This window comes from Pseudoxanthomonas koreensis (assembly GCF_010093225.1).
Classification (GTDB): domain Bacteria; phylum Pseudomonadota; class Gammaproteobacteria; order Xanthomonadales; family Xanthomonadaceae; genus Pseudoxanthomonas; species Pseudoxanthomonas koreensis.
On record NZ_PDWM01000017.1, the window covers coordinates 31,723 to 44,025 of the forward strand.

5 protein-coding genes are annotated in these 12,303 nt (G+C 69.3%); all 5 read left to right on the forward strand.

Going from position 1 to position 12,303, the window contains the following annotated elements:
- Positions 1 to 255: 255 nt before the first annotated feature.
- The 5 genes from CSC64_RS07130 to CSC64_RS07150 all read left to right on the forward strand — a co-directional run bounded on the left by CSC64_RS07130 (position 256) and on the right by CSC64_RS07150 (position 12,282).
- The gene (locus tag CSC64_RS07130; protein ID WP_238389800.1) at positions 256 to 3,219 is read left to right on the forward strand and encodes a TonB-dependent receptor; all 2,964 of its coding nucleotides are present in this window, start codon (positions 256 to 258) and stop codon (positions 3,217 to 3,219) included.
- A gap of 272 nt (positions 3,220 to 3,491) precedes the next feature.
- Entirely contained in the window at positions 3,492 to 5,696 is a 2,205-nt protein-coding gene (locus CSC64_RS07135; protein WP_238389801.1) for a beta propeller repeat protein, read from the forward strand.
- Complete coding sequence (locus CSC64_RS07140) at positions 5,693 to 7,636, forward strand: sialate O-acetylesterase (protein WP_162434636.1); 1,944 nt, start codon at positions 5,693 to 5,695, stop codon at positions 7,634 to 7,636. Before CSC64_RS07135 ends, CSC64_RS07140 begins: the two co-directional genes overlap by 4 nt.
- A gap of 46 nt (positions 7,637 to 7,682) precedes the next feature.
- Positions 7,683 to 9,425 carry a GH35 family beta-galactosidase gene (locus CSC64_RS07145; protein WP_238389802.1) on the forward strand — a complete coding sequence of 581 codons (1,743 nt, stop codon included), beginning with the start codon at positions 7,683 to 7,685 and terminating at the stop codon, positions 9,423 to 9,425.
- Position 9,426: 1 nt separating this feature from the next.
- Positions 9,427 to 12,282 (forward strand): TIM-barrel domain-containing protein, encoded by a 2,856-nt coding sequence (locus tag CSC64_RS07150; protein WP_162434638.1) that lies wholly within the window; start codon positions 9,427 to 9,429, stop codon positions 12,280 to 12,282.
- Positions 12,283 to 12,303 lie beyond the last annotated feature (21 nt).

Sequence of the window (12,303 nt, forward strand, 5' to 3'; positions counted from 1 at the left end):
CGCGGGCCTTTTCTTTGCTTCCTTGCGGGTGCCTTGATGTAGTCCAGTACGGAATAGGTGGGCCCGGATATTTCATTGGTCTGGAATTGGAGCGCCGCTTAGGCTGCGGGAGTCGCCGGTTCATCGATCGACCGCTGCACGAATCAATCGGCCGTGCCCCTCCGCGGGACCGGCCGGCCGCGAAGGCCAAAAAAAAACCAGCCTGGGAGCGGCCGCCCCGTTCCCGCTTGCAACGCACGTCCTGGGAGGGATCGTATGTCCAAGCTCCAGAACCGCCGTCCGTCCGGACGCGCGTCCACGCGCACCCAGTTCCGCCCCCTCAACCGCAGCACGCTGGCGATGAGCCTGGCGCTGCTGCTCGCCGCCCCGGCCTACGCGCAGGACGCGGCCACCCCCGCCAGCGGCGACGACCAGGCGGTCACCGAACTCGACCAGGTCACCGTCACCGGCATCCGCGGCTCGATCCAGCGCGCGCAGGACATCAAGCGCGAAGCCGATACTTTCGTCGACTCGGTGACCGCGCTGGATATCGGCGCGCTGCCCGACCGCAGCGTCACCGAGACCCTGTCGCGCATCCCCGGCGTGACCATCGACCGCTTCCTCGCCGTGGGCGACCCGGAGCACTTCTCCGCCGAAGGCAATGGCGTGCAGGTGCGTGGCCTGACCCAGGTGCGTTCCGAGCTCAACGGCCGCGACAGCTTCTCCGCCTCCGGCGGCCGTGGCCTCAGCTTCCAGGACGTGCCGTCCGAGCTGATGGGCGGCGTGGACGTGTACAAGAACCAGACCGCCGCGATGATCGAGGGTGGCCTGGGCGGCACCGTCAACCTGCGCACGCGGCTGCCGTTCGACTTCGAGGACCAGAAGCTGGCCGCCAGCTTCAGCATCAACCGCGGCGACTTCGCCGACAAGGTCGATCCGTCGGCCTCGGTGCTGTACAGCAACCGCTGGACCTACGGCGACGGCGGCGAGTTCGGCCTGCTGGTCGACGTGGCCCGCTCGGACCTGTCCACCCGCACCGACGGCCTGTTCGTGCGCCCGTTCTTCAAGAACAGCAACAGCGACCTCAACGGCGACGGCACCGGCGACGAGCTGTGGATCCCGCGCGGTGCCGACTGGCGCACGCTGCAGTACGAGCGCGAGCGCTCCGGCGCCTACGTGGCGGCGCAGTGGCGCCCGAACGACGACATCGAGGTCGTCGCCACCGCCTTCCAGAGCAAGTACAACGAGCTGTGGTTCGAGGACGCGATCTTCGTCTCGAACGACCCGACCCAGGTCATGGTCGACGCCAGCCAGCCCTACGAGTTCGAAGGCAACGTGTTCCGTTCCGGCCGCATCACCCAGAACGGTGGCGTGCCGATGGGCACCGACATCCGTGCCTCGGACCGCAAGTCGAAGACCGCCGACTACTCGATCGGGGTGAAGTGGCAGTTCAGCGACAACACCGAGTTCTCGACCGACCTGCAGTACGTCAAGGCCGACACCCAGAAGCTCGATTCCACCGTGTCACTGGGCGTCAACGTGCCTTACATCGACGTCGCCCTGGGCGGCGTGCCCAGCATCGGCATCAACGAGGACTTCACCACCAACCCGGCGAACTACTACTGGGGCTTCACCATGGAGAACCTGGTCGACAACGAAGCCGACCAGGTTGCGTGGCGCGCCGACATCCGGCACCGCCTGGACGGCGGGCTCTTCAAGGGCATCCGCGGCGGCGTGCGCCTGACCGACCGCGACGCCACCAGCCGCGACACCAGCTACAACTGGCAGCCGGTGTTCCAGACCTGGATGCAGTGGTGGGCGCTGCCGGGCGGCGTGCCGCTGCCGGGGCTGGACCTCAACGACACGGTCAATTCCAGCCTGGTCAACCTCAACAACTTCAACAACTTCTACCGTGGCGGCGCCAACACCCCCGGCAAGTTCTACGCGCCGATCCTGGCCACCGCGCTGGGTTTCCCGGACAGCTACAAGGCCATCCACGACGCCGCCGCGCCGTTCTACAGTTGTTGCTACGGCCTGGGCCCGTTCGAGCCGCGCAGCCTGGACGAGCCGGCGTACACCAACATCCAGAGCGAGACCACCCGCGCGGCCTACGCGATGGTCGACTTCGGCCTGGACGAGTTGCTGCTGGACGGCAACTTCGGCGTGCGCGTGGTGCGCACCGAGAACTCCGCCAACGGCTACCTGATCTTCCCGAACGTGGCCTACGCGCCGTTCCTGGGCGCCGGCGAGTCCGAGCCGATCGAGGCGAAGAACTCCTACACCGACGTCCTGCCGAGCGGGAACGTGCGCTGGGAGCCGGTCGACGACGTGATCGTGCGCTTCGCCGCGTCCCAGGCGATCGCGCGCCCTGACTTCGGCGACATGCAGGCCTACCAGGTGCTCAACGCCTCGGCGCGCGACGGGGTGACTCCGCCCACCGACGGCAGCCCGCTGCCAGTCACCGACCTCAACCTGACCGGCGACTCCTACGACAACCCGTACCTGGAGCCGATGAAGGCCAACCAGTACGACCTGTCGACGGAGTGGTACTTCGATCCGGACCACGGCGGCATGGCCTGGGTGAACCTGTTCCACAAGGACATCAAGGACTACTTCCGCCGCCAGTCCGAGCTGGTCGCGTTCCCGGGCGCCGACGGCAACATGTACGACTACCTGGTCACCCGCCCGGTGAACATCGGCTCGGCGCGCATCACCGGCGCCGAACTGGGCTGGAACCAGTTCTTCACCTTCCTGCCGGCGCCGTTCGATGGCCTGGGCATGTCGGCGAACTTCACCTACATCGACAGTTCGACCAGCATCCCGAACGACCCGACGGTGATCCCGACCGACACCGACGGCACCCCGCTCGGCGACCTGCCGGCCGACGGCCTGTCCGAGCGCGCCTACAACATCGCCGCGTTCTACGAGAAGGGTCCGTGGCAGGTCCGCTTCGCCTACAACTGGCGCAGCGAGTTCCTGCTGTCGGTCGGCCCGAACGGCTACAACGGCGGCGACGGTGGCATCGCCTGGAAGCTGCCGGTGTACAGCGACGACTACGGCCAGCTGGACGGTTCGATCTTCTACCGCTTCAGCGACAACGTGCAGCTCGGCCTGGAGATGAACAACCTCAACAACGCCGAGCAGCGCACGATCATGCAGCAGGCCGACGCCGGCCGGCACGTGACTTCGTGGTACGTGAACGACCGCCGGTACGCGGCCACGCTCCGCATCACGTTCTGATCGAAGACCGGCAGTGAGGGGAAGGGGAGGTGGCTGCCTCCCCTTTCCTTTTTCCGGGACGCCCGATGCGCCTGGGGCGACCAGGCGCTTGCCGCGATGCAATTCCCTCGCGGAATAGTTCGAGCCCCAGAATTCATTGGTCCGGAATGGCAGCCTCGCCTATTCTCGTCCCTGGCAGGACCGCACGCTGCATCGCGGCCGGCTCCGGCGGCACGGGCCAGTCCGGTGCCGCCGGTCCCCAACACGAGGTCTGTCCTGGGAGGGAACAGCGCGTGCGTCGCATCGCGATCCTGCTTGCCGTGCTCGCATGGCACGGCGGCACGGCCATAGCGGCCACGAAATCCGAGCCGTACGTCTGGCGCAACGTCGCCGTCGGTGGCGGCGGTTTCGTCACCGGCATCGAGTTCCATCCCTCCGAACGCGGGCTGGCCTATGCGCGCACCGACGTCGGTGGCGCCTACCGTTGGGACGCGGCCGCGAGGCGCTGGATTCCGCTGACCGACTGGATTGGCCACGCCGACGCCAACCTCACCGGGATCGAGAGCGTGGCGCTGGATCCCTCCGATCCGCAGCGCGTGTACCTGGCCGCCGGCACCTATACCCACGAACGGGCCGGCAAAGGCGCGATCCTGCGCTCGGCCGACCGTGGCGCGACGTTCCAGCGCAGCGACCTGCCGTTCAAGCTGGGCGGCAACGAGCTGGCGCGCGGCAACGGCGAGCGCCTGGTGGTGGATCCGAACGATGGCCGCGTGCTGTTCCTCGGCTCGCGCGCCGACGGGCTGTGGCGCAGCGAGGACCATGGCGAGCGCTGGACGCGGGTAGACGGTTTCCCGGCGCTGGCCACTTCGGCGTCGGCCAGCGCGAGCAACTGGCGCACGCAGGCGATCGGCATCGTCTTCGTCGCCTTCGACCCGGCCAGCGGCACGCCGGGTGCGCCGACGCCGGTGGTGTACGCGGGCGTGTCCAGCCGCGACGGCGGGCTGTTCCGTTCCAGCGACGGCGGCCGCAGCTGGCAGGCGGTCGCGGGGCAGCCGCAGGGGCTGCGCCCGAACCACATGGTCCGCGACGCGCGCGGTGACTTCCTGCTCAGCTACGGCGACGAGCCGGGGCCGGACAGCATGAGCAATGGCGCGGTCTGGCGCTGGTCGCCGGCCAGTGGCGCCTGGACCGACGTCACCCCGGCGCCGCAGTCCACCGACCAGCAGGGCGACGGCTTCGGCTGGGGCGCGGTCGCGGTGGATGCATCCAATCCCGACGTGATCATGGCCTCCACCTTCGCCCGCTGGGCGCCGGGCGACGACGTCTACCGCAGCACCGATGGCGGCCGCAGCTGGACGCCGGTGTTCGTGTGTTCGCAGTTCGACCATTCCGCATCGCCGTGGACGGCGCAGGCGAAGCCGCACTGGATGGCCGACATCGAGATCGACCCGCACGACCCGGACCGGGTGCTGTTCGTCACCGGCTACGGGCTATGGGCCTCGCGCGACATGACTGCGTTCGACCGCGGCGACAGGGTGCACTGGAGCTTCGAGGTCGCCGGGCTGGAGGAAACGGTGCCGCTGGATCTACTCAGCCCGCCGCAGGGTGCACCGCTGGTCAGCGGCCTGGGCGACATCGATGGTTTCCGCCACGACGACCTGCAACGGGCGACCACGCAGTTCCCGGCGCCGCCGCGCTACAGCAATACCGAAAGCCTGGACTACGCCGGCCAGCAGCCGCAGTTGCTGGTGCGCAGCGGCCACCTGCACGATGCCGGCACCGGCGTGGTGCGCGCGGCGTACTCGCGCGACGGCGGCAGCAGCTGGACCGCGTTCGCGAACGAGCCGCAGGGCGAGGGCGCCGGCAACGGCGCCGGACGGATCGCGATCGCCGCCGATGGCGGCCGGGTGATCTGGCACACGCGCGATGGCGTGCAGTGGCTGAGCGACAACTTCGGCGGGCGCTGGCAGAAGGTGCGCGGCCTGCCGGCGACCGCGGTGGTCGCCGCCGACCGGGTCGCTGCGGCGCTGTGGTACGGCTTCGATCCGGTAAGTGGCGACCTGTACATCAGTGGCGACGGTGGCGTCGAATTCGAGAAGGCAAGCGGCGGCATCGGCGCGGTTGGCGACTGGTTTCGCGCCGAGCTGCTGCCGGCGCCGGTGGGCAGGGTGGTGTACTTTGCCGCGTCGTGGAAGGGCCTGCTGCGCTGGAGCGAAGGCAGGCTGGAGCGGCTGCCCGGGGTGGAGAATGCCTACGCCGCCGGGCTGGGCGCGCCGAAGCCCGGCAGCGACGCGCCGACCCTGTTCGTGTCCGGTGAAGTCGGTGGGGTGCAGGGCCTGTTCCGCTCCGACGACGATGGCAAGCGCTGGGTGCGGATCGACGACGCCCGGCACCGCTTCGGCAGCGTGCGCATGCTCACCGGCGATGCGCGCGTGCCCGGCCGCGTCTACCTGGCCACCGGTGGCCGCGGCATCATCTATGGGGAACCTGCACGATGAAACATCGCATCCTTCTTGCGGCACTGTCGTTGTTCGCACTGCCGATGACGGCGCTGGCGGCGCAGCTGGAACTGCCGCTGCTGTTCTCCGACGGCGCCGTGCTGCAGCGCGACCGCGCGTTGCCGGTGTGGGGCCAGGCCGCGCCCGGCGCGAAGGTGCAGGTGCAGTTCGACCGCAGCAGTGCGCAGGCCGTGGCCGGCGCCGACGGCCATTGGTCGCTGCAGCTGCCCGCGCACGCCGCCGGCGGTCCCTATGAGCTGGTGGTGCGAGCGGGCGGCGAAGAGCACCGCGTGCGCGACGTGCTGGTCGGCGAGGTGTGGCTGGCCTCGGGCCAGTCGAACATGGAGTGGCCGGTGGCGCAGACCCTGCACGCGCAGGAGGACATCGCCGCGCCGGCCGATCCGTGGCTGCGCCAGTTCAAGGTCCCCAAGTCCTGGGCCGAAGCGCCGCAGGCGCAGTTGCAGGGCGGGCAGTGGAAGTCGGCCGCGCCGGATACGGTGGGGCAGTTTTCGGCGGTGGCGCATGCCTTCGCCCGCGAGCTGCGCCAGGTGCTCGGCGTGCCGGTCGGGGTGATCGACAGCACCTGGGGCGGCAGTTCGATCGAGGCGTGGATGGACGCATCGATGCTCGGCCTGGATGCGGCAGCGCTGGAGGCGAAGATGCGCGAGCGCCGCGCCGCCGACCTCCGGGTCGAGGAACAGGTGCGGGCGAAGCTGGCGGCATGGCCAGCGCTGGAGCCGGCGTCGGAGGCGTTCGCCGTCGCACAGATGGACGACAGCGCCTGGACCACCCTCCAGGTGCCGGGCATGTGGGAGCAGCAGGGTTATCCGGGCATGGATGGCGTGGCCTGGTACCGCACGGTCTTCGAACTGAGCGAGCGCGAGGCGAAGGCCGGGGTGGTGCTGGGCCTGGGCCAGGTCGACGATACCGACACCACCTGGGTCAACGGCGTGCGCGTGGGCGGCGTCAGCAACGGCTACAACGTGCCGCGTGTCTACAAGGTGCCGGCGTCGGCGCTGCGCGCGGGCCTGAACACGATCGCGGTGCGGGTCGAGGACGGCGGCGGTGGCGGCGGCATTGGCGGCAGCGCCGGCGAGCTCTTCGTCGAACCGGTCGGCGGCACGCGCCGCGGCCTGGATGGAGGCTGGCGCTTCCGTACCGCGGCGGTCACGGTCTCCACCTCCGACGACAAGAACCAGGTCGATACCCTGCTGTACAACGCGATGATCCATCCGCTGCTGCCATATCCGCTGGCGGGAGTGATCTGGTACCAGGGCGAGACCAACGCCAGCGAGTGGGGCGCGTACCGCTATCGCGAGCAGTTCAGGACCCTCATCGAGGGCTGGCGCGCGAAGTGGAACGCGCCGCAGATGCCGTTCCTGTGGGCACAGCTGGCCGCGTTCCATTCCGGCGGCGACCGCCTCGACGGGCGTGGCGTGGTCATCGACAGCCCGTGGGCGACCCTGCGCGAATCGCAGTCCGCGGTGCTGGCGCTCCCGGCCACCGGCCAGGCGGTGATCATCGACGTGGGCGCGGCCGACGACATCCATCCGCGCGACAAGCACACCGTTGGCCATCGCCTGGCGCTGCAGGCGCGGCACGTGGCCCATGGCGCGCAGGACCTGGTCCATCGCGGGCCGGAGTTCCGCGGGGTCGAGGCGAAGGGACGCGAGCTGGTCCTGCACTTCGACGCGATCGGCGGCGTGCTGGCCGCGCGGATGGGTGGCGGCGCCGCGCCGCGGGGTTTCGAGCTGGCCGGTGCCGACGGACGCTTCCACCCGGCGCAGGCGCGCATCGCCGGCGATACCGTGGTGCTGCGCAGCGACGCGGTCGCCACGCCGGAAACGGCGCGCTACGCGTGGAGCGACAACCCGGCGCAGGCCGACCTGGTCGGCGCCGATGGGCTGCCGGCTTCGCCGTTCCGCACGCGGGCCTGGTGAGGCGGGCGTGCAGCGGGACCTGATTCGAATGGTGGAGGAGTGCGGGATGCGGAACGTGTGGAGGTGGAGTGGTGGCGGATTCGCGCGCACGGCGGCGCTGGCGCTGCTGGCGTTGTCGCTGGCCGCATGCGGCGATCGCGAGGGGACGGACGCGTCAGGGCCGACGGCTGCAGTCACGCCCGCGTCCGGTGCGCCCGCCAGGCCCGGCGCGGCGGATGAGGCGCCGATCCCGCGGATCGTCAGCAAGGATGGCCGCCACGCCCTGCTGGTCGACGGCGAACCGTTCCTCATCCTCGGCGCGCAGGTCAACAATTCCAGCAACTGGCCCAGGGCGCTGGACAACGTGTGGCCGGCGATCGAGGTGCTCAAGCCGAACACGGTGATGGTGCCGGTGGCCTGGGAGCAGATCGAGCCGGTGGAAGGCGAGTTCGACTTCTCCTTCGTCGACGAGCTGCTCAGGCAGGCGCGCGAGCGCGACAAGCGCCTGATCCTGCTGTGGTTCGCCACCTGGAAGAACAACGCACCGCATTACGCGCCGAAGTGGGTGAAGCTGGACACCCAGCGCTTCCCGCGGGTGATCACCGAAGACGGCCGCACCCTCAATTCGCTGTCGCCGCTCGGGCAGGAAACGCTGGAGGCCGACCGCCGCGCCTTCGTCCAGCTGATGACCCACCTGCGCGACAACGATCCGCAGCGCACGGTGATCATGGTCCAGCCGCAGAACGAGCCGGGCACCTACGGCGGGGTGCGCGACTTCTCGCCGATGGCGCAGGAGGTGTTCGAAGGCCCGGTGCCTCAGGAACTGCTGGAGAAGCTCGGCAAGCCGCCGGGCAGCTGGCGCCAGGTGTTCGGCGCCGACGCCGACGAGTTCTTCCACGCCTGGCACATCGCCCACTTCATCGACCAGGTGGCGCAGGCCGGCAAGGCGGTCTATCCGCTGCCGATGTTCGTCAATGCGGCCCTGCGCGGGCCGTTCAATCCCGGCCAGCCCGGCCAGTACGCCAGCGGCGGCCCGACCGACAACGTGCTCGACATCTACAAGGCCGCCGCGCCGCATATCGACCTGCTGGCGCCGGACATCTACATGCCCGAGTACACGATGTACACGACGGTGCTGGACCGCTACGCGCGCCCGGACAACCCGCTGTTCGTGGCCGAGACCGGCAACCGCGTCGAGTACGCACGCTACTTCTTCTCCGCGCTGGGCCACCAGGCGATCGGCTGGTCGCCGTTCGGGATCGACTACTCGAAGTATTCGAACTATCCGCTGGGCGCGAAATCCATGAACCCGGAGACGCTGGCGCCGTTCGCGCTCAACTACGCGCTGGTGTCCCCGGCCGCGCGGCTGATCGCCAAGGCCAGCTTCGAAGGCCGCGTGCACGGCACCGCCGAGCAACCCGGCCAGCCGGTGCAGATCCTGCCGATCGACGGGCGCTGGAAGGCGGTGGTCACCTACGGCGTGCCGCAGTTCTGGTTCCAGGGCGAGCCGCCGGGCAATCCCGAGCCGATCGGCGCCGCGCTGGTGGTGCAGCTGGGGCCAGACGAATTCCTGGTCACCGGCCAGTACGCGCGGGTGAACCTGGTCGCGACCGACCCGGCCATCGCCGACCGCCAGATCTACGAGTACGTCGACGAAGGCACCTACGTCGACGGCGAATGGGTGTTCCACCGCCGCTGGAACGGCGACCAGACCGATTACGGACTCAACTTCTCCAGCGCCCCGCAGCTGCTGCGGGTGAAGCTGGCGACCTACGACACCACGAACACGGCGAACCACCAGGAGCCCTGACATGACCCGACTCCACCGAATCGCAGGCCTGCTGGCCCTGCCACTGGCCATTTCGCTGGCCGGCTGCGGCACCAAGGCGGCCTCGAACTGGGAGCGCTCCGGCGACGATGTGCTCGTCCGCCCCAGCGCCGAAGGTGCCGCCGGCGTGCGCCTGCAGGTCGTGGCCGACAACATCATCCGCGTCACCGCCGATCCGGCCGGCAAGTTCGAGCGCGCCGAGAGCCTGATGCGGGTGCCGTCCGACGCGAAGGCTCCGGCGTTCGAGGTCAGCGAGGCCGATGGCCAGCTGCGCGTGGCCGCCGCCGGCGTGTCGGCGACGGTGTCGCTGGAGGATGGCCACGTCGCCTTCTTCGATGCGGCCGGCAAGCCGCTGGTGTCGGAAGTGGCCGGCGGCCGCAGCTTCACCGCCACCGAGTTCGACGGCCGGCCGTACTACAGCATCCGCCAGCGCTTCGCCGGCAATGCCGACGAGAGCCTGCACGGTACCGGCCTGCACCAGCAGGGCTGGATGGACCTCAAGGGCCGTGATGTCGAGCTGCTCCAGCACAACATCGACAACGCCATTCCCTACCTGATGTCCAGCCGCCACTACGGCATCCTGTGGGACAACAACTCGATCACCCGCTACGGCGACCCGCGCGGCCTGCGCCAGGTCGGCGAGGTGGTGACGCTGTTCGACAAGGACGGCGTGGAGGGCGCGCTGACGGCGACCTATTCGATCGACGGCCAGGTGAAGCTGGCCCGCCGCGAGGAGAAGGTCGACTACCAGTTCATCTCCGGCCTGGAGGACTTCCCGGAGGAGGGCAAGAACCTCGCACCGGGCGGCCGCAGCGACGTGACCTGGGAAGGAAAGATCGCCGCGCGGACCGACGGCCGCCACACCTTCTCGCTGTACAACAGCGAGTACGCGAAGCTCTATGTCGACGGCAAGCTGGTCCTCGACCGCTGGCGCCAGAACTGGAACCCGTGGCACCACGAGTTCGCGCTCGAGCTCAAGGCCGGCGAGAAGCACGACCTGAAGATCGAGTGGGACCGGATCGAGCCGGCCTACATCGCCCTGCAGGGCCGCGACCCGTTGCCGGCCACGGAGGCGCAGGACCTGTCGATCTGGTCCGAGGCGGCGCAGGTGATCGACTACTACGTGGTCGCCGATGACGATGCCGACGGCGTGATCGCCGGCTACCGCCAGCTCACCGGCAAGGCGGTGGTCCTGCCGAAGTGGTCCTACGGCTTCTGGCAGAGCCGCGAGCGCTACAAGACCCAGGCCGAACTGACCGGCGCGCTCGACGAGTACCGCCGCCGCAAGCTGCCGATCGATGCGATCGTGCTCGACTGGTCGTACTGGCCGGAGGACGCCTGGGGCTCGCACGAGTTCGACACGAAGAACTTCCCGGACCCCGACGGCATGGTCAGGCACGTGCACGACCAGCACGCGCAGATCATGATCTCGGTGTGGCCGAAGTTCTACCCGACCACCGCGCACTACAAGGAACTGGACGCGGCCGGCGCGATGTTCACGCGCAACGTCGAGGTCGGCGAGCTGGACTGGATCGGCAAGGGCTACCTCAACTCGTTCTACGACGCGCATTCGGAGCAGGGCCGTTCGATCTTCTGGCGCCAGGTCAACGAGACCCTCAACCGCCGCGGCATCGATGCGTGGTGGCTGGATGCGTCCGAGCCGGACCTGCACAGCAACATCGACATCGGCGAGCGCAAGGCGCGGATGCTGCCCAATGCGCTGGGCTCGTCGGTGGAGTACTTCAATTCCTATCCGCTCAAGCACTCCGAGGGCGTGTACCAGGGTTCGCGCCAGGTCGATCCGGACAAGCGCGTGTTCATCCTCTCTCGCGCGTATTTCGCCGGGCAGCAGCGCGCCGGCGCGGCGTTCTGGAGCGGCGACATCGTGCCGCGCTGGGACGACTTCCGCGAACAGATCTCCGGCCTGGTCAACGCCTCGATGGCCGGCGCGCCGAACGTGAGCTTCGACATCGGCGGCTTCGCCCCGGAGAACCGCTTCATCGAGCAGCAGCCGGCGCACGTGCCGGAGTGGCGCGAGCTCAACCTGCGCTGGTTCCAGTACGGCGCGTTCGTGCCGATCTTCCGCCTGCACGGCCAGTTCCCGTACCGCGAGATCTGGGAGATCGCCCCGGAGGGCACGCCGCACTACGACAGCTTCGTCCACTACCTGAAGCTGCGCTACTCGTTGCTGCCGTACATCTACACCCTGGCCGGCGACACGTACCATCGCGACGGCACCATCCTGCGCGCGCTGGCGATGGACTTCCCGTCCGATGCGAAGGCCCGCGAGGTCGCCGACCAGTACCTGTTCGGCCCGGCCTTCCTGGTCGCGCCGGTGGTGGAATTCAAGGCGACCAGCCGCGAGGTCTACCTGCCGGCGGGCACGTCGTGGATCGACTTCGAGACCGGCCAGCGCCACGAGGGCGGGCAGACCATCACCGCCGCGGCACCGCTGCAGCGCATGCCGCTGTTCGTGCGCGCCGGCTCGATCGTGCCGCGCACCGTGGTCCAGCAGTACGTGGACGAGCAGCCCGATGCTCCGTTGACCATCGAGGTCTACACCGGCGCCGACGGCAGCTTCTCGCTTTACGAGGACGACGGCCGCAACTACGGCTACGAGCGTGGTGAATCCAGCCGCATTCCGCTGGCCTGGAACGAGGCCAGCGGCGAGTTGACGATCGGTGCGCGTGAGGGCTCGTACCCGGGCATGCAGGCGGAGCGCGAGGTCCGCGTGCGCTTCATCGACGGCCCGCGCGACGACGCCGGCGAAGTGGAGCCGAAGGCCGACCGCACGCTGCAGTACACGGGGCAGGCGCTGACCGTGGGCCGCAACGGCTGAGGTCGCAGGGCATGAGCAAGG